This is a genomic window from Nautilia sp. PV-1, from assembly GCF_004006315.1.
Taxonomy (GTDB): Bacteria; Campylobacterota; Campylobacteria; order Campylobacterales; family Nautiliaceae; genus Nautilia; species Nautilia profundicola_A.
Genome location: NZ_CP026530.1, coordinates 1349792 through 1370604 on the forward strand (window position 1 = coordinate 1349792; position 20813 = coordinate 1370604).

Below are 20813 nucleotides of genomic sequence, written 5' to 3' on the forward strand. Positions count from 1 at the left end.
AATACATTAAAAGGAGATTAATATGAAAATCAAAACCTTATTAGTACTGCTGTTAGGAATTTTCTTTATAAGCGGCTGTATGCAAACGACAGCAAATGTCACTGCTTCAAAGGAAAATGTAAACAGTATAACCGAGTACAACGGTCCAAAAGCCAGAATAGCCGTAGCGTCGTTCAAATGCAAAGCTGCAAAATGTAACGGTCAGATAGGCAGCGGTATTGCGGATATGCTTACAACCGAACTAGTAAAAACCGGAAAATTTATAGTTCTTGAAAGAGGTGAAGGCTTAAATGCTGTTGAAAAAGAATATGCATTAAATACAAATATAAATAAACCTATAAGAAATCTGGAAGGGGCTGATATATTGATTGTAGGCGCTATTACGGCTTTTGAGCCTAAAGCCGGAGGTATTGCTGCCGGAGGTTTTGTAATTCCTAAAGGTATCCCGTTTATAGGCGGAGTAAAATTAGGTAAAAATGAAGCATATATAGCTGCAGATCTAAGACTTATAGACGTCAGAACCGGAAGAATAATAGCAGTAGCCACTGTAGAAGGAAAAACAAGCGACTGGAAAGTAGGAGGTCTTGGCGGAGGTGTAAGCGGCATAGGAATCGTGGGAGGAGGATTAAGCGTATATAAAAATACGCCTATGGAAAAAGCAATAAGGGTCATGATAGCAAAAGCCGTAAACAAAATAGAAACACTGATACCTGAAACCTATTACAGATACAACGCTAATAATACGTTAAATAATAACCAACAAACGACAATCAATACTAATCATAACAGTATTAATCATGAAAAACGTATATTATTATTTAAAGAAAATTTTGAAAAATACGGAATCGGACAGACTACCCCGTTCGGTAACTGGAAAGGCAATAAATTTGAAATCCAAATGGGTGTACAAAGTAATGGGAAAATAGGCAAACTGCTTAAAGCGCATGAATGGAGAAAAATATGTTTGGAAAATTTCAGAGCCAAAAACATTATATTAACTGCTGATGTAAACGGAAACGGAACTTTTTATTTCAGGGTTGTTAATAAAAAACCTTTTATCGGCTATGAAGCACATATTTCAAAAGACGGAAATATAAAACTGGACAAAATTGCAGGCCAGACGGTAATGACAATTGCCAAAAACAAAATCAACATACCAAAATCAAAATGGCATAAAATCAAAATCATCGCAAAAAATTCCCATATTTCAATATATGTCGACGGAGTACTTGGTATTGATATTAATGACCGTGACAAAACCCTAAATCAAGCAGGCAGCATATGTGTCGGGGCAGATTGCTGCGATGCTTTTATCGATAATATTTATATATATAAAATAAAGGATTAAAATGAAAAAAATCTTATTGTTTATTTCATTTTCTCTTTTGTTTGCGGAAGGAAATCTTTGCAGTTTGCTCCCCGATAATATAGGAAATTACTCCTCTTATGAAAAATGCAAATCCGTAAATATTCAAACAGACACTGTAAAAGGAGAACAGGCTTACAAAGAATATAAAAAAAATAACAAAAATATTTCTTTACAAATTTTAAAAGGCGGACCTTCTTATCAGTTTATATCCGTGTTTTCAATGCCTTTAACAGTTAATACTGACGAAACATTCATATCGACGACTACATGTAAGAAACTCAAATGCGCCGTTACTTACGCAAAAAAAGAACATAACGGTATTATTGTTGTAATGTTAGATAAAAAAATACCTGCTGTTTTGGTTTTTACATTTGAAAACATGAAGCCGGATGAAGTAGTAAAAATATTAAATAAAGTAGATATTCAAAAAATTAAAAATAATCTTTAATGGTGGTCGCGACAGGATTCGAACCTGTGACCCCTACCATGTCAAGGTAGTACTCTAACCAACTGAGCTACGCGACCTTCTTTGGAATTTTACCAAAAAAGTAATAATAAGCAAACATAATTATTGAAAAATCTATACAAACATCAGCAAAATTAAATATTGCAAAATCAAATCCGCAGTGCCAGTATACATAATCAACAACACCGCCTCTTATAAATCTGTCAGAAAGATTGGATAAAGCTGCTGCAAACAGTATACCGCTTATTACAGGATGAGTGAAAATAAGCTTTTCTTTATAAAACACATAAATAAGCACTCCTATTAAAATCAGCTGAATATATTTTAAATATGCGCCCAAAAAAGCAAACATGGAAAAAGCCACACCTTTATTAAACGTAAGAACTAAAGAAATGCACCTGCTGTTAAATTCAAAACCTTGTAAAAAAACATATTTTATCAATTGGTCTATAATAAATATTAAAAAAAACGCACTTAAAAACTTAACCGCTAACTTTTTCTCAATTCTCAATTCTCCATTCCCCATTCTTTATGAAAGCCTGCTTTTAAAAAATTCTTTTAATTTAACCAGCAGTTCTTTTGCTTTTTTTTCGTTTTCACCTTCTATCAGCAGTCTTAGTTTATTTTCCGTACCTGAATATCTTACTAGATGTCTGTACCCTTCACTCTCAACCGATTTCAGGATTTCCTCAGCACCTTCTATTTGTTTAATAGGAGTCTTTGTAGAAACGTTAATATTATCCTGTACCTGAGGGTAAAGTTCAAACAGATCAAATGCCTCACTGGCTTTTTTACCGCTTTCAATAAGATATGCAACAGCCTTAAGAGCACTCACAAGCCCGTCACCTGTTTTTGCATAATCGCTGAATATTATATGGCCTGACTGTTCTCCTCCGAAATTCAGTCCTTTTTCTTTCATAACTTCCAAGACATATTTATCCCCTACGGCGCTTCTGTATACCTTTATGCCGTAGCCGCTTAAAAAATCTTCAAGCGCGCCGTTACTCATAACCGTTACCGCTACACCGTTGTTTTTTAATTTGCCACTTTTATGAAGGTAATATGCCAAAGAGCCTAAAAGTTTGTCTCCGTCTACAACCTCTCCTCTCTCATCCACAACTACAAGCCTGTCTGCATCTCCGTCAAGGGCAAACCCGATGTCAGCCCTGTATTCAAGCACTTTTTTAGCCAAATATTCCGGATGCATTGCTCCCGCATTCTGATTTATGTTAAACCCGTCAGGCTCATCGTTAATGGTGATAACATCGGCACCTAGTTCTGTAAAAATAGTAGGCGCCACTTTATACGCCGCACCGTTTGCTGTATCAAGAACTATCCTCATTCCGTTTAAATTCACATGTTTTGGAAACGATGATTTTATATGAACGATATACCTTCCTATTACGTCGTCAATTCTTTTACTTTTTCCAATATCTTTTTCCGTTTTTAAATCAAAATTATTTTCAAAATACCTTTTTTCTATTTTTTCTTCACTATCCGTAGAAAGTTTATTTCCTTCACTGTCAAAAAATTTTATTCCGTTGTCATAATAAGGATTATGCGATGCGCTTATCATTATTCCGCCGTCGCATCTCATATCTTCCGTTAAAAAAGCTATAGCCGGTGTAGGCATAGGACCTATTTGTATCACATCATACCCTATTGCTGTAAGTCCGCTTACAAGGGCGTTTTCTATCATATATCCGCTTCTTCTGGTATCTTTTCCGACTAAAATCTTCCCCGTTTTCTTCTCCATACTTTCCCCAAAAGCCATTGCAAGCTTCATTGCTAAAAAAGGAGTTATCACCTCCCCCGCCTTGCCTCTTACACCATCAGTTCCAAAAAGTTTCATCCGTTTCCTTTTAAAAATGAAATATTTATTTGCAAATTTTACCAAATTTTTATAAAATACGCTTCAAAAAAGGACATAAATGGCAAACGTTAAATCTGCTGAGAAAAGAATCAGACAAACAAGAAAAAGAACAGAGAGAAATAGATACTACAGAACAAGAATCAAAACAATCACTAAGAATGTTGAAACTGCGGTAGCTGAAGGAAATTACGAAGCTGCATTAAATGCATGGAAAGTAGCAAACAAAAAATTCCAAAGCTTTATCAACAAAGGGATTTTAAAGAAAAACACAGCAAGAAGAAAAATTTCTAGACTTCATAATTTAGTAAAATCAATCGAACCGTCAGCATAATTTTTATATTTCCCCCTCTTTCCACCCCACTTTTTAATAATTTGGAACTGTAAATGTTATAATTCCAAAAAATTATATAATCTTTAAAGGATTAAAATGCTGCTTGATAAATTAAAACCGTTCGTAAACAAATATAACGATATAAATCAAATGTTAAGTTCTCCGGAAATTACACAGGATATTAAAAGAATGACAAAACTTTCGCGTGAGGCCAGAAGTCTAGAACCGATTGTAGAAAAAGCTAAAGAGTATGAAAGTATAATCCAGACAATAGAAGAAGCAAAAATGATGCTTGACGATCCTGAAATGGCCGAACTGGCAAAAGAGGAATTAAAAGAAGCAGAAGAAAAACTTCCTAAACTTGAAGAAGAAATAAAAATACTGCTTCTTCCGAAAGATCCAAACGACGATAAAAATATTTTCCTTGAAATAAGAGCCGGAACGGGAGGTGACGAAGCCGCACTGTTTGTAGGAGATTTGGTAAAAGCATATCTGCGCTACGCCGATAATAAAGGATGGAAAGTAGAAATAGTCAGCGAAAGCAAAAGTGATATGGGAGGATATAAAGAAATTATTCTTTTAATCAAAGGTGAAAGCGTTTATTCCAGACTTAAATACGAAGGCGGCACACACAGGGTTCAAAGAATTCCTGCAACAGAATCACAGGGCAGAATACACACTTCTGCCGTTACGGTGGCAGTAATGCCAGAAGTTGACGATGTTGATATAGAACTGGACCCTAAAGATATTAAAATAGAAGTAATGCGTGCCGGAGGAGCCGGAGGACAGCACGTAAACAAAACGGAAAGTGCGGTAAGAATGACTCATATACCGACAGGTATCACTGTATCAATGCAGGATGAAAGAAGTCAGCAGAGAAACAAAGAAAAAGCAATGCAAATATTAAAAGCCAGAGTTTTTGAAAAACTTGAAAACGAAAGACTTGCGGCAATAGGGGAAGCACGTAAAAGCCAGGTGGGAAGCGGTGACAGGAGTGAAAGGATCAGAACATACAACTACCCTCAAAACAGAATAACGGACCACAGAATCGGCCTGACACTGTACAGACTCGAACAAATTATGAGCGAAGGGCTTTTTGATGAAATTATAGATCCTCTTATTGCATATTATCAGGCCGAGGCACTGAAAGAGGCAGGCCTTTAATTTTTAGTGTCTTTATTGCTTTCTTTTTCTTCCTGTTTTTCTTTTAATTCTTTTTCTAAAACAATCAGTGCGTTTTTAGGCTGTTCGTATTTAGGATTTAATTCCAGTGCTTTTTCAAAATTTTCTTTAGCCCTTTTGTAATCACCCATTTTATAATACACATAACCGAGCGAATTGTATGCTTCCGCTATTGAAGCGTCTTTTTCAATCACATCCATAAGTATTTTTTCAGCTTCTTCAAATCTGCCCAAATCACCGAGCGATATAGCTATATTAAAAGTTGCTGGAAGGAAATCAGGCTGTATTTTCAGAGCTTTTTTAAATTCTTCAATAGCCTCTTCTTTTTTATTCATGTTATACAATTCGTTACCCTTGTCAAAATGAGGAGCTGCAAGTTCTATTTCAGTCTGGGGCATTTTTACCATGTCCGCATATTCCGGATTAATAAGATAATTCACATGTGAATATTCGTTGTTCGCATCATATATATCAACATGTGCATGCGGCAGCACGGAAACCGAAAAAATCTCATCCACACCTTCTGTAAATTCAAAAAACGAAATAATTTTTTTGCTCGCAGTATCTACAAGCCATACACCACAGACCCTTTTTGGCAGTTTTGTTATCGGCAGGCCGCTGAAAGTGGCGCTTTCTCTTACTTTTGAAACACCGATAAAAGCTAAATTACCCAGAAAATGCAGTCCTCTTGTAAAACCAGGCACTTCAATTACCTTTGTTATTCTTTTACTTTTAAGGTTAATATATGAAAGTGTCCCTTTTCCTGATTCCAAAAACCAAAGTTTTTCCTGATGCCATCTCGGAGAATGAGGCATGGAAAGACCTTTTGCCAAAACTTTATCGGTTTTGATATCAATTAACAAACCGCCCTTCGCTTTATTTTTCCTCCATCCCAAAGGTTCGTCACTTGAACCTAATGTAGTTACATATCTCGGTTCTCCGTCTTTTATACACAGCCCGTTTAAATGGCATTTATCGGTAGGCTGTAAATCGGTGATAAATTTAGGTTTCCAGATCGGTTTGAAACTGCAGGTGGGATCATATTCGCACAGACATGAAAATTTTGTATTTATAAAATAAAGTTTGTTTTCATACGCTTCCATTTCATGTATGTCTATATCGCCTGTATAATGTATGTTAAGAGGCAGATAACATGCATCATTTTTTGAATATTTTTTTATTTTGTCGAAATTATGAAATTCCCATATCGAATGACCAAGGCCCGCCCATAGTTTTACACCGTTGCCATACATACCCATCGGACGCGGCAGATTTATGTATTTAATCTCAAGATCCCCGTCTTTTTCGGAGATCATAATGATTTTACCGGTCTGATAAGTACTAATTACAATAGTTCTTTTTAACTGTTTTAATATATCTATTAAATTAACTGAATAATTAAAACTGATTTTTCTCTCGTTCATCTATATCCTTTAAAATTTTTTTCCACTGTTTTACCCAACAGCAGTGATGATTAAAATCTTTAAATATTTCATATTTAATGTTTTTTTTATTTTTAAACCTGCTGAGATATGATTCAAATACACTTTTTTGAATAATCCTGTCGTCTCCGCCGATTAAATGAAACTGTTTTACATATTGAAGCTTATCAGAAAAATCAGCCGGATTCAAGGACCCCCTTAACGGTGTGATATACTCGTTTTCAGCCCATTTTTTAATATCCAAATTACCACAAACGGTTACAAGCAGTGAAATATCCTTTCTTTTTACCGCAAGTAAAGCCGCAACCGCGCCTCCTCCTGAATATCCGAACAAACGGTATCCATGAAGTTTATATTTGGATTTTATACTCTCAAGAGCCCTGTTGAAACTTGCAATAACCTCAGGTGAAAACCTGTAACCAGTCCAGTATTTCACACTGCATTTCGGATCATCTGTATACTGACACGGACGGGCCATGTAAATTTTACATTTGTGGTAATCCTGCAAAAAAAGTTTAAACGCGGTAGGATTTATGGGTGTGGGGTTCGGTGAGACGGTATCTGAAGTAATCCAAGAAAGACCATCTCCTTCAATATACACATCCGCTTTTTTACCTGCGCATGCGCTAAGATCACTGCTTACTGTAAAAATTTTAAATATACCTGTTGAATAAACCTTTTTTGTAAGGTGCTGTGAAGAGGAAAGCCTGTTAAGGGTTTCTTTCCTTTGTTCAACACTGGGAATATTGTAACCGCATCCTATTAAAAAAAGCGCAAAAAATATACTTGATAATATATTTTTCCGCATTCCTAAAACTTCCAGTCAAATTTCGCAGTTACACTTTGATTTAACAGGCTGTTCATATTTTTGTTTACATTATAGTATAAATCGAATGTGAAATTGTTTTTAAAGTGTTTAATCATTCCGACATTCAATCCTACTCCGAGTGTGCTGTTATCAATTCCTGTTGTATAGAATACGCTGCTCGGATCACCTTGGAAATATGCATTTAATCCGTTTTTATTATTGTCGTAAACATAATTTATACCTATATTTGAAGTAAATTTCAATGAATCGTCATGTCTGTAATTGAAGTTGCTTGAAAGTGACAACACTTCTTGTGAATGATTGGCGCTTTCAACTGTCAAATTATATAAATCGGCACCTGTTTCGGTATAACCTGGTGTTTTTGCATATCTAAACGTTCCGCTTATAATCGGAACAGCTGAGAGTTTGTCGCTTAATTTGTAAACTCTTGACAATGATCCCTGAACATAGAAACTTTTGGATACATAATCAGCAGTAGCTGTTTTTCCTATTACGGAAACATAACGTTCTGAATGATTTTTCTGTAAACCGATTCCTACCTGATAATTAAACATTGATCTGTAATCAATCACAGGTTTGCTTCCGTATGCGACAAAGTCATAACCTGAAACTTCGTTGCTCTGATCCACATTGTTTACATCGACTTTGGTATGGGAATAGAAAAATGCAAGTCCGGCGAATTTGTTCATGTCATATTCACCGTCCACACCCATACCGAATCCGTAAGTATTTGCGCTGTAACCGTTTTTACCGTCTGTGTCAGACTGTTTTGTGTTCATTCCGAACGGTTTAAACCAAAGGTATTTGTCTGTAAATACTTTATCACCTGAGTTCAAACCTTTTGCATTGTTTTCCCTGTTTATAATCAGATTACTAATTATATTCATAAACTGTAAACTGAACGATGTGCTTGAAAGTGCTGAACCAGGTGTGTATTCAGGCGTATAATGTTTTTCCATAACAGTTTCAAGACTCAAAGCTGTTCCGTTGGCGTCTAAAACTGCTTTAAAGTTAACTACAGGTGAATTGTCCACGATTTTAATGTCTTTAACGTTTACGCTCATGTTGTTGTCGGCGATTAAAATGTCTGTAATTTTTCCTTTTTCATCATAAAACTGACGTGCCACACTGTTGTTGTTCCCTGTAAACCAGATACTTACAGTGCTGCCTTTTGACATTGTTATACTATTTGCAGCATGCACTATAGGGGTTACAGCTTTAATTTTACCGTCATTTTTAATCAGTTTTGTATCAAGTTTCAATACACCGCTGCCTAAAAGTTTGAAATCGTTAACTTCCACCTGTCTTTGTGAATTTGCGGCTGTCTGTGCGTTTGCAAGATGTAAATACAGCATTCCGCTGTTTTCAAACAATGATTTAGGCGTATTGATCATTGTTGTTTCAATATATTTGGTATTATTAATTACAGCCTGATTATCAGGCACATCAAATGCGGTATAAGCTTTTATAATTCCCGCATTTGTTAAGGAAATATTTCCGTCTGCGGTATATGCTTTTATAGCTGTGACTGTTTTGTTCTCGTCAATGTTATAACCGTAAATCACACCTTTGTTGGTTATGTTAATGTCTCCGCTTTCGGTATTTGCCACGATACCGTAAGAATTTTCGGCATTTGCATTGATTATTCCGATATCCGCATTATTGAATACATTAACATTCCCGCTGTGATGTGCTTCGGCAAATATCAATGTTGATGCATTGTTGTCTTTAAGCGTAATGTTTCCGGTATTGTTTATGTCTATATTTCCGTTTCTAAATTTGGTATATGCGTAAATTGCAGTTGCATCACCGTTGTTATAAATATTTAACGAAGCGGTATTGGTAATGTTAAGATCAGCTTCTACAAAAGCACGTATACCGAATGTTTTTGTATTGTTAAATTCATTAATATTACCGCTGTTTATTATACTTGTATTCATTTCATATGCGTTAATGTCTATTCCGTAAGAAGCTGTTCCTTTATTTCCGTAAGCGGTAAGTATACCTGAGTTGTTTACATCAATATTTCCTGCACGGGCAAAATTATTTACTGCGATATTTGCGGCATATTCACTAGTATTTGATTCAGACAGATTTCCGGTATTGTATATGGAAACATCACCGGCGGTCTGTGCCCCGATATTAATTCCAATTTTTGCTCCGCTGATGTTTATGTCCGCATTGTTATTGTTGATTGTTAAATTACCATATGTTGAACTGGCCAACAATCCCATTACTGCACTGTCTGTTCCGTTCAAATCAATATTTGAGATATTGATTGTGTTTGAGTTTTGTATTGTTATATTTCCTTCATCGGATTTTGCGTTTATTGCGGCCAGTGTCATATTGTCTTGAGCGCTTTTAACATCGGTAATACTGATTCTTCCTGAGTTAATGATATTTACAATTCCATTTCCGTCTTTAATATAAGCGTTTATTGCTGACGCTTTTCCGGTTATATTGTTTTCATTAATGTTTCCAGTGTTTGTAAGGGTAATATTGCCTTCATACGCAGTAAGTTTAAATGCATTTGCACTGCCGTTAATGTCTGTAATATCCACTAATGCGCTGTTTGCTACGTTTATATTTCCGTAATCTGTAATATTTGCATTTAATCCCGATGCGTCCCCGTTGATATCGTTTTCATTTATTATATTCTGACTGCTAATATTTATGCTTCCGTTGGTTTCCACATTTGCAACTATTCCGTTTGCATCTGAACTGATATTGCTCTCGTTTATTGATCCGATGCTTATGTTTATATCCCCTTTATGAACAGTGCCTGATATTCCGGTTGCTTCTGAGCCGATATTTTTCTGAATCACAGAACCGATACTTATATTTAAATCCGCATCACCCGTATCTGCAATTATTCCGTTTGCTTCTTCACTTACATTGTTTTCACTTATCAGTGTGCCGTTTATACTTATATTCCCTCCTGAAAAAGCAAGTATTCCTGCTGCCCTGTTCTCTATATTATTCTGTGTGATAGAACCGATACTGATATTTACATCCACATTATCTGTTTTTGTCCTAATTCCTGTAGCGTCATCGCTGATATTGTTTTCACTTATCAAACTGCTGCTGATGTAAATACTTCCATTCTTTTCATCAGCTGTTATACCGCTAACTTCGCCTTTTACATTGTTTTGTATTATTGAACTGTTTGTTATGTTTATGTCTCCGACATGTGTAAAAGCCATTATTCCGCTTGCACCATGGCTGATATTGTTTTCATATATCGAACCGCTGCTTATATTTACATTTCCGTTATCTTCCCTTGCCATTATTCCGTAAGCTCTACCGCCCACATCTTTTTGCGTTATTGAACTGTTTGATATATTTGTATCTCCAAAATTGGAATAAGATATTATTCCTGATGCATCTTTACTGATATTGGTCTCATTTATAGAGCCGGTATGAATATTTACATCGCCGTTACCGTTTATATATGTAAAAATACCGTATGTATACCCCTGTATACCTGAAAGAGTCATGTTTTGACTGTTTGTTACTGTTACACTGCCGTTACCTTCTGTCAACGTATGAACACCTGCAATATAATTGTAGCCATTGTATGAAGTCACATCGGTTATATTTACAATGTCAGAATTTGAAATTGTCACATTACCGTTATTATTTATGTTGGCCTCTATCGCCACTATATTTATATGAGGAGTTAACGATACGTTATCAACATTTATAGATTTGGAATTTGACACTGTTATATTTCCGTCTTTTTCTATATTTGTTCTTATACCGTATACATAACCGTTAATATATTTTGCTGTAATATTGGCATCGTTTCTGATATTAATATTTCCGTTTGTGAGATTTGCATCAATTGAAACAGAGCCTAATTTTTCATTTCCTGATGATGAAGTGTCTACCAGTTGCATACCTTCTCCGCCTGTTATATGCTCTGTATCCAACTCTCCTGTGTTTACAACGGATATATTGCCTTCATAGGCATTCGCAAATATATTTTTGCTTAAATATGTCACATTGTTATCTGAAATTTGTCCTTTATTTACAATATTGATATTACCTTCCAAAATTGCTGAATATATTCCGGTAAAATTACCGTCAATATTTTGTGTTCTCAAGGTGCCGCTGTTAATAACGGTGATATTGCCGGCATTGCTGGAAGAATCCAATATATGTTTGGTTGAATTTGCATCAATGGCTACCACGTTACCTATATTTGAAACATCAACAATGTTTCCTGTATTGTTAATATCAACATTCCTTCTTGAACCGCTGTAGGTAAAAATATTTCTTGTAATTCCTACACTGTTATTTAATTCCATATTTCCGCTGTTTGTAATATTGATGTCACCTATGTCAGTTTCCGCTTTAATTCCGGAAATATTATATTGACTGTCCGAACCGCTGTTGATGTAATCCATATTTATATTTTTGGAATTGGAAATTGTTATATTTCCTTCCTGCACATTTGCCCGTATACCATAAGTATAACCACTGATGAGTTTATTGGTAATGTTGTTTTCATTAATAATATTCACATTACCTGTAACCACATCCGCATCTATTGAAACGGATCCTTGTATTGCATTACCTGACGTTCCAAGAATTAAACCGCCTGTTTCTCCTATATATTCTGCATTGAGGGCTGCTTTATTAACAATTGTAACATTTCCTTCATCAACTGTGGCAAAAATCTGTTTATTTAGATTTGTTATATTGGTATCTGAAATTTCACCTTTATTCGTAATACTGATATTACCATCATGAAGCTTTGAAAAAATTCCGTAAGAATAACCGTCAATATTCTGATTAACAATATTTCCACTGTTTAACACTGTTACATTTCCTCTATAAACAGTTGCATTAATATCAATCAAATTACCATTATTTACATTATTTGAAATATTTCCGTCATTGTTAATGTACGCATTTATACTTGAAGCTGAACTGTGAAGCCCTACAACATAAATATTTGATGTCGTACCGTTATTGTCTTTAAACACCATGTTTCCGAAATTATTTATATTAATATCACCGTTAACTGAAACAGCCCCTATTCCAAGAGTTTTTTTCTGACATTTTTCAATTGTTAAAATTCCTGTGTTTTTAATGTTAACATTATTTTCTCTTAAAGTGGAAATTACAAAAATAGATCCTGCGTGAGATCCGTTGTTTTCACTTAAGTTGCCTTCATTGTCGATATTAATGTCACCTTTACCAAACGCTAAGATATTTGTAGCGTATCCATTAATATTTGATCCTGACAAATCGCCGGTATTATGAATGTTTATATTTCCTGCAATACCGGCATCGGCATAAATATTTGCGCCGTATACACTTTCATTTTCCTGATCCAAAGATCCTGTATTTGTAATAGTAATGTTTCCGTTTTTTGTATTAGCGAATATAGAATAATTATTTGTTCCGTTTATGTCTTTTATGTTACCGTTATTTACAATTGTTATATTACCGTCTTTTTGAATTTTTGCACTTACAGCTTTGTTTGTTCCGCCGATATTGTAACTGTTTATATCAGCAGTGTTTGTTAGATAAATATTACCATTTGATATATTAACATCTAAAGAACTGGCTTTCCCTGTAATGTTATTAAGTGTAATATTACCTTCATTTAATAAATTAACATTACCCTGATTATAAGAAACTGCAGAAACAGCTTTAAACTGTGAGGAATTAATGTCTGTTATTGAAGCTGTGTTTTTAATACTTATATTTCCGTATTGGCTTGATGCGACTATTCCACTGTTATAAGTGCCGTTTAAATCACTCATCTTAATAATACCGTTGTTGGTAATATTAATATCCGCACTGTTGCTGTTTACATCGATACCCGCTGTGTTATTGCTGTCCGCACCGCTGATTGTTCCGCTGTTTTTTATGGTCAAATTACCGTATTGGGCATATGCATTGATTCCTGATGCGTTTTTATGTATTTCGCTCAGTGTAATATTTCCGTCGTTTTGAATATTCAAATTACCCCTATAAACGCCGCCGTATATACCTCTGGCGCTGCTTATATTCATTTCATTAATCGCTGCTTCATTTTTGATTTCAACATTTACATTTGATGTTTCTGAATTGCCATATGCATATATTGCCGTATCGGATTTTTTCCCGTTTGCCAATGTAATAATACCGGAGTTGTGAATACTGACATTACTATCGGAATATGCACTGATTCCTTCCGTGAAACCTGATGTTCCGGAAATAGTAATGTTTCCGGAATTGTTTATATAGGCTTTATTGGAACCGTTTGCATAAAGCCCAGTGCTTCTTTCAGCTGTTATGTTTGTTTCATTTATTGCACTTTTGTTGATTATATTTGCATATGTTGCATATTTGCTTACAATTCCGTAAACACCTTCATGCTCATGATCGCTACTGCTAATATTAATGTCACTGATGTTTATGATGTTCGAATTCGTTACTGTAATGTTTCCACCGTATGTCTGTGTGTTGATGGCGTCTACAAACGCTTTGTCATAATTATATCCTGTAACATTGCTGATATTTATGGTATTTGAATTTGTAATGTTTATAGAACCGTTATAATCGGTATTTGCGTTTATTCCGTAAACACTGTTGCCTGCCGTGGAAATTTTTATGCTTCCGCTGTTTGTAACATTGATATCTTTTCCGTTTTCAATATTGACGTTTATTCCCGTTACTTTATCTGAAACATTGTTTTCTGTTATTGAAGTGGAATTTACTACACTTATGTTTCCTTCAGATGTGTTTGCACTGATGCCGTATGCTTTCCCTGCAATATTTTCACCAGTAATATCACCGTTGGTGTTTATTATTATATTGCCGCTGGTGTTTACATCAGCCTTTATAGCATATACGTCACCGTTTATATCAACAGAACTTACAGAACCTCCGCTTATGTTTATATCCCCTTTATTCACATACGCATCAATTCCTGTTGCTGATTTTAACACCCCGCTTTGCTGTATGGATCCCGTATCTGTAATAGTAATGTTTCCGCTTGATGTATTTGCCTCGATACCTAAAGATTTGCCGAGTATATTCTGGGCATAAATATCACCGGAATTGACAATGTTTATATTGCCTCCGTTTTTAATATATGCATTTAAAGCTGTCACATTGTTTTCAATATTTACTGCACTGATCAAACCTGAGTTGTTTATATCGAGATTTGCCTGTAATGTTTTGGCATTTATGCCGTTGCTGTAACCTGATACATTATTATCAGATATTGAACCGCTGTTTGTAATCTGAATATTCCCGTAAAGAGTGTTTGCCTGTATTGAATTAACATTACCTATCACATTATTGTTTGAAATGTTGCCGCTGTTGTTTATACTGATATTTCCGTCTTCATTAGTATTAGCGGAAATATCATATGCACCGTATACATTATTCATATCCATATCACCGGAATTGACAATGTTAATATTTCCGGCATTAGCGCTTACAGCTTTTATTCCGTTCATACTTCCGGATATGTTCGTATCTGTAAAAGAAGCATTGTTTTCAACATTAATGTTTCTGTTGTTTACCGTTGCGTATATATTACTGCTATCTCCCGATGCTCCCAGAACATTGCTGATATTAATTGTACCTGAATTTTTCACGATCACGTTACCGGTTTCTGAAGATTTGGCAATAATTGCATTTACATATGTAGATACGTTGGAATCGGATATTGAAGCACTGTTTTGTATACTTATATTACCGTCTGTGACAGTAGCATGAATATTTCCGGCGTAATTGACATTTTCAATTTTCATTGTTCCGGAATTGGTTATTGTTAAATTTCCGTTTGTCGTAGAGGTTTTAATATTATAGGCATTATTGTTGTTTGTGTTTATTATTTCAGCATCGGTGCTGCTTGAAATATTTATGCTTCCGTTATTTTCAACATCTGCTTTAATACCGTATGCAGTTCCGTTTACATCGGTTATTTTTATCGTATTTCCAGTATTTTTTATAGTTAAATTACCGTTTTGCGTATATGCGTTTATACCTTTTGCGGCATTTGAAATATTGTTTTCTGTAATCGAACCGGAATTGATTATATTTATATTCCCGCCTGTTGTGTTAAATTCTACGGCATATGCGCTTCCGGCGATATTTTCAAGTGATATGTCGCCTGTACTGTTTAAGTCAAGGTTACCTCCGTTGTCGGTTTTTGCAAATATTGCATTAACCTCAGAAGAATTTATATCCGTAATAGAACCTGTGTTTTTAATATACACATCACCTTCACCCACATGCGCTTTAATACTGTAAACACTGTTATTTATATCTGTAGTGTTTATGCTACCACTGCTGATTATATTTATATTACCATTGACAGCATAAACATCTATACCTTTGGCAGTATCGGAAATATTGTTTTCGGTTATATCGCTTGAACTGTTAACGGTAATATCCCCGTCTCTTAAATTCGATGCTTCAATTGCATATGATTTTCCATCAATGTTTTTAATATTGATACTGTTTGAAGTAATTATATTTATATTTCCTGAAGTGTTTACATCCGCTTTTATTGCGTATACATCAGATCCTATATCGGAAAAACTCATACTTCCGCTGTTTGTAATACCGATATTTCCGCTTAAAACGTTTGCATTTATTCCTCTTGCCGCATTAGAAATATTACTTTCATTTATATCGCTTCCGCTGTTAATTAATATATTCCCGATTTTTGAATATGATTCAATAGCAAAAGCTTTTCCAGCTGCTTCATTAGTGGTCAAATCCCCTTTTGTGGTAATATTAATATCACCTGAGGAAGAAACTGTTTTAATTGAATATACATTACCACCGTTTGAAGAATTAATAATATTTGCACTGTTGTCTATACTTATTTTGCCACTTCCTGTAGAAGCAGCGTTTATTCCTATCGCATTACTATCGGTAATACTGTTTTTTATCACTCCGGAGCTGTCAATGTTGATATTTCCGTTTCCTTCCGCTAAAGCATCAATCCCGTAAGAGTAACCTGTAACATCTTGGTTGTTAATACTTCCATCCGATTTAATACTAATATTTCCGTCTTTTAGAGACTCACTTTTAATACCCACTGCATTGGCGTCTATTATTAAATTTTCAATGGAACCGCTGTTAACAATATTCGAATTACCCGTATCAGTATCCAAAAGAGCCTTAATTCCTGTGCTATTTCCTTCATTGTTTCGGTTAGATATCGTTCCACCAGTATTTTCAACATTTACCGTCCCGTTTTGCGAACTTACAGAAATACCCACACTCGTTTTTGAATTATTGTCTTCCAGTAATAGATTTGTGTTAAGGATATTAATATCACTGTTGACATCAGTGTTGGTATAAATTCCGATAAAACCTTCTGAATTATTCTCACCTTCGATAATACCATCATTTCTAATATAACCGCTACTATTAGAATCGACAGCCTTTACCAAAGAAGTGTTATTATCAGAAATGATGATACTACCATTTCTTTCAACTAACAAACTGTCACTACCTGTTAAAACTACACCTGTTGTATTTGTGTCATCTATGACGATTGTCTGAGCATAACTGGCGCTTATTATCAAAGAGGCAGCTACGCAGCTAAAGAAGATTTTTTTATTCATAACAATATCCTTATATTAGATAAGAACATTATAACACTTTTTACTTAAAAAAAGAAAATTTAATATAATTTTAAGTTATTTAAGTTATAAACTTTATTAATATATCCGCATGGTCAAAAACAAGTTTATCCCAGGGAAGTTCCTCAAGTTTGACCACAAATGCCTCTTTTGCATCATCCCCGGCTTCGGGAAGGTCTTCTGCCCTGCATATAAAAACACAGCTTGCGGTATGAAGCCTGGGGTCTCTTTTCGGATCGGAAAAAACACCTAAAAGTTTTTCAATTTTTACATCAAGACCTATTTCTTCTTTCATTTCCCTGATCAAAGCATCTTCAACACTTTCCCCTCTGTCCACAAACCCTCCCGGTAATGCGTATCCTAAAGGCGGATTTTTTCTTTTTATAAGCACTATTCCCTCAAATTTGGGATTAAATATTTTAACTATACCGTCTACTGTTAAATATGGAGTTTCAGGAGGCCACATATTTTTCCTTTTTTCAAGTCACAGAGTCTGGCATATTTACTTCAATTAATACAACCCAAAAAGGGATTATATTTTAAACTGGCTGATTTCTTTAAGAAGTTTATCCGCAAGCTCTGCAATTGTTTGAATATTTTGATTATTTTCGAGAACGCTTTTTTTATTTTCATTTGACATTTTTTTAATATTCTCCATTTTTTCAATAAATTCCTGCATTATTTTTACAATAGCTTCAACTTTGTCCACATTATGCTGTACTTTTTCCACAACAACTTCCATTTCATTTGAAACATCGCCTATTTTAGCCTGAACTTCCTGAGTTTGATTAGTTACTAAATTTACATTTTCAATATTTTGATGCATTTCATCGTTTGCAGTATTGATAGACTGTACTATTACATTTATGGTCGCGTCAATTTCACCTAAACTTTTCTGTGTTCTTTCCGCAAGTTTTCTCACTTCATCCGCAACAACTGCAAACCCTCTTCCGTGTTCTCCGGCTCTGGCGGCTTCTATTGCGGCATTTAACGCAAGTAAATTAGTCTGGTCGGCTATTTCACTAATAACAGTCAATACATTTTTAACCTGTTCTGCATCCTGGGAAAGCTGCTGCAGTTTTAAAGCAAGATCGTTTTCGTTTTGAGCATTCTGCTGAATATTTTCCATTGTTGAATCTATCAACTGCATAGCTTCTTTTAAACTTTCGTTTGCTATTAATATATTATTTTTGACTTCATTAGAAGTCTGCGATTCTTCTAAAAGATTATCTTTAAGTTCATCAGCTGTTTTAGCCGCTTCTGTTACGATTTCAGCTTCTTTTTGGATGTTTTCGTTTATTTTTCTAAACGCATTTTTTAAATTGGTTGCAAATTTTTTATTTTCGTTTGAACTCATATAAGCGCTTGTCATTACATCGTGAAGTATTCCAAGGAACTCTTTAAGAGCCATTCTGATTGTTCCGAATTCGTCTTTTTCATATATTCTGACTTCTAAAGATAGATCTTTATCTTTTGCGATTGTTAAAATAAGCCCTTTTAAACTTCTTAACTGCATTTCAAGTTTTTTAACGCTCATATAACCGAATATGATCATAATGATGTTTATAAGTACTCCAATAACAGTCTGAAGTATATAATGGTCTTTTATATTGTTTAAATCTCTTAAAATAATATCGGAAATTCTGTCATCAATCTTTTTCAAAATATTTATTTTTTTTGTTATGGTTTTAAACCAGTACTCAGGGTCAATATTAAAATGTCCTTCTTGAGCTTTTTGTAAAGCTATACTTCTCATTCGATCTACCTCTTTAAAAGAAGGATCCTTTATAAGCTGATAATACATTTTTTTCATTTCAGGTGAAGCGAATGTTAAAAAGTCGTCCAAATACGCATCCTGTTCTGAAATCAGTCTTATAAACTTCACAAACATTCCAGGTTTAAACTTATCAGCACTAAATGTGGCGCTAAGTATCGCTCTTTCTATACCAGATCTTTCTTTAGCTTTTAAAAAGCTGACATATGCGGCAAGATCCATTGCTATTCTTTCATTCGGAGCAAGTCTGGAAGTTAAGCCTATAATTTTAAGAATAGTGGCGTTCATTTGCGTATACCATTTTACTTCGTCTTTCAGACTTATACTTAGAGTATCAACTTTCTGTCTTATTTCAGGCAGCTGGCTTAAATACTGATTTAATTTGTTTACCTCTCTTTCTAGTTCACCGTCATATTTTTTAATATCTACGGTTTTCAATACTTTTTTATACTCTCTTATTTTTTCATCTGTAAGCTGTCTTTGTTTAGGTAATATTGTTTTGAATTTTTTACCTCTGCTTCCGATATAACCTGCACTGGCCCCCCTTTCTTTTTGAGTTTCGTGAATAAGGGCGCTTAATGATTTACTAAGCATTACCAGTTCTCTCAATGCCGTTTTTTCTTTTTCTATCTGCATTGAAGTCATTAAATCCCTAATATTGTAATAAGAAATCACCATTGTAGCCAATGCTATGATAATAATCATAGTGTTTCTTAAAGAAAGAGAGTAAAAAATCTTCTTCATCTTCACCCTTTTTTTTCTTTATTATATCACTTAAATGTCACTTTTTAAAAGCTATGACGTTTTTTTTGACAAATTTATAAAATATCACTAAAATAAAGTAAAATTAATGTAAAAGGAGCATAATGAAAGCATATGAGTTTTGTTTACCCAATCAGGACAACGTTGAAATATGTCTTAGGGATCTAAAAGGAAAATGGATAGTTTTATATTTTTATCCAAAAGACAATACACCAGGTTGTACAACTGAAGCAAAAGAATTCAGCGAACTTTTGGACGAATTTGAAAAACTTGGCGCAATTGTAATAGGAATAAGCCCGGACAGTCCGAAAAGACACTGTAACTTTATCGAAAAACACAACCTAAGCATTACGCTTTTATGCGATGAGGATAAAGAAGTATTAAAAGCCTACGGAGCATGGGGCAAAAAGAAAATGTACGGAAAAGAATATGAAGGAGTTATCAGATCGACTTTTATCATAAACCCTGAAGGAGAAATTGTAAAAGAATATAAAAAAGTAAAAGCCAAAGGTCACGCGGCAAAAGTTTTGGAAGATTTAAAAGAGCTTATTAACGCTTAAACTCCCTCTTCCAACTTAGTCAACCCAAATTAATCTTAACTAATTTCAAACTTTAATAACTTAACCATTAATAACTAATATACTAATATACCAATATACAAATAACTAATTAACCTTATCCCTCACAACTTCACTACTTATCAACTTCACAGCTAATTTTTTAAAACCCGTATCTCTTCATAGCGCTTGCGGCTTCTTTTTTAAGTTCTTTTTCTTTCATTACTCTGCGTTTATCATGAAGCTTTCTACCCTTGGCCACTGCAATTTCAAGCTTGGCGCGGTTACGGTTATTAAAATATATTCTTAAAGGTACAAGGGTATAGCCTTTTTCGCTGGTATATCCTGCAAGCTTAGCTATTTCGCTTTTATGAAGCAGAAGTTTTCTCGGTCTTTTTTCGTCATGTCTGTAAGCTTTATATGTGGTGTCAAGATTGCTTATATGCCCCTGAAGCCACCAGACTTCACCGTCTTTTATTCTTACGTATGAATCCTTAAGATTTACCCTGCCCTGGCGGAGAGCCTTAACTTCGCTTCCTTTTAGTTCTATTCCGGCTTCGTATTTATCATATATATCATAATCATGATAAGCTTTTCTGTTTGTAGCAACGACCTTCATA

At 34.6% G+C, this 20813-nt stretch carries 13 protein-coding genes and 1 tRNA gene; 5 read left to right on the top strand and 9 right to left on the bottom strand.

Features of this window, described 5'->3' with window-relative positions:
- Positions 1–22: 22 nt before the first annotated feature.
- The gene (locus tag C3L23_RS07255) at positions 23–1348 is read left to right on the top strand and encodes a CsgG/HfaB family protein (protein WP_127681297.1); all 1326 of its coding nucleotides are present in this window, start codon (positions 23–25) and stop codon (positions 1346–1348) included.
- 1 nt (position 1349) lies between these two features.
- Positions 1350–1817 (top strand): hypothetical protein, encoded by a 468-nt coding sequence (locus C3L23_RS07260; protein WP_127681299.1) that lies wholly within the window; start codon positions 1350–1352, stop codon positions 1815–1817.
- Here C3L23_RS07260 and C3L23_RS07265 read toward each other — a convergent pair.
- From C3L23_RS07265 to glmM, 3 genes are all read right to left on the bottom strand, one after another.
- Positions 1818–1894 (bottom strand) — tRNA-Val (locus C3L23_RS07265).
- Positions 1885–2361, bottom strand: coding sequence for a signal peptidase II (gene lspA / locus C3L23_RS07270; RefSeq protein ID WP_127681301.1), 477 nt, complete (start codon positions 2359–2361; stop codon positions 1885–1887). The genes C3L23_RS07265 and lspA overlap by 10 nt, the downstream gene beginning before the upstream one ends.
- 3 nt (positions 2362–2364) lie before the next feature.
- Positions 2365–3687, bottom strand: a complete 1323-nt coding sequence (gene glmM / locus C3L23_RS07275; RefSeq protein ID WP_127681303.1) for a phosphoglucosamine mutase — start codon at positions 3685–3687, stop codon at positions 2365–2367.
- Between the two features lie 79 nt (positions 3688–3766).
- On the opposite strand from glmM, the gene rpsT reads away from it, so the two are divergent.
- Both rpsT and prfA read left to right on the top strand, forming a co-directional pair.
- A complete protein-coding gene (rpsT, locus tag C3L23_RS07280) occupies positions 3767–4039 on the top strand; it encodes a 30S ribosomal protein S20 (RefSeq protein ID WP_127681305.1) in 273 nt (90 codons plus the stop codon).
- A gap of 96 nt (positions 4040–4135) precedes the next feature.
- Positions 4136–5203, top strand: a complete 1068-nt coding sequence (prfA, locus tag C3L23_RS07285) for a peptide chain release factor 1 (RefSeq protein ID WP_127681307.1) — start codon at positions 4136–4138, stop codon at positions 5201–5203.
- On the opposite strand, the gene C3L23_RS07290 is transcribed toward prfA, so the two are convergent.
- The 5 genes from C3L23_RS07290 to C3L23_RS07310 form a co-directional block, all read right to left on the bottom strand.
- A complete protein-coding gene (locus tag C3L23_RS07290; RefSeq protein WP_127681309.1) occupies positions 5200–6645 on the bottom strand; it encodes a TIGR03032 family protein in 1446 nt (481 codons plus the stop codon). The two genes, prfA and C3L23_RS07290, sit on opposite strands and share 4 nt — an antisense overlap.
- Complete coding sequence (locus tag C3L23_RS07295) at positions 6620–7471, bottom strand: alpha/beta hydrolase (RefSeq protein ID WP_210402415.1); 852 nt, start codon at positions 7469–7471, stop codon at positions 6620–6622. The genes C3L23_RS07290 and C3L23_RS07295 overlap by 26 nt, the downstream gene beginning before the upstream one ends.
- Positions 7472–7473: 2 nt before the next feature.
- A complete protein-coding gene (locus C3L23_RS07300; RefSeq protein WP_127681311.1) occupies positions 7474–17082 on the bottom strand; it encodes an autotransporter domain-containing protein in 9609 nt (3202 codons plus the stop codon).
- A gap of 79 nt (positions 17083–17161) precedes the next feature.
- Positions 17162–17566, bottom strand: coding sequence for an NUDIX hydrolase (locus tag C3L23_RS07305; protein ID WP_127681313.1), 405 nt, complete (start codon positions 17564–17566; stop codon positions 17162–17164).
- Between the two features lie 66 nt (positions 17567–17632).
- The gene (locus C3L23_RS07310; protein ID WP_127681315.1) at positions 17633–19618 is read right to left on the bottom strand and encodes a methyl-accepting chemotaxis protein; all 1986 of its coding nucleotides are present in this window, start codon (positions 19616–19618) and stop codon (positions 17633–17635) included.
- Between the two features lie 122 nt (positions 19619–19740).
- Here C3L23_RS07310 and bcp point away from each other — a divergent pair, with 122 nt between their 5' ends.
- Positions 19741–20196, top strand: a complete 456-nt coding sequence (bcp, locus tag C3L23_RS07315; RefSeq protein ID WP_127681317.1) for a thioredoxin-dependent thiol peroxidase — start codon at positions 19741–19743, stop codon at positions 20194–20196.
- 160 nt (positions 20197–20356) lie between these two features.
- Here bcp and smpB read toward each other — a convergent pair whose 3' ends face one another.
- Complete coding sequence (gene smpB / locus C3L23_RS07320) at positions 20357–20812, bottom strand: SsrA-binding protein SmpB (RefSeq protein WP_127681319.1); 456 nt, start codon at positions 20810–20812, stop codon at positions 20357–20359.
- Position 20813 lies beyond the last annotated feature (1 nt).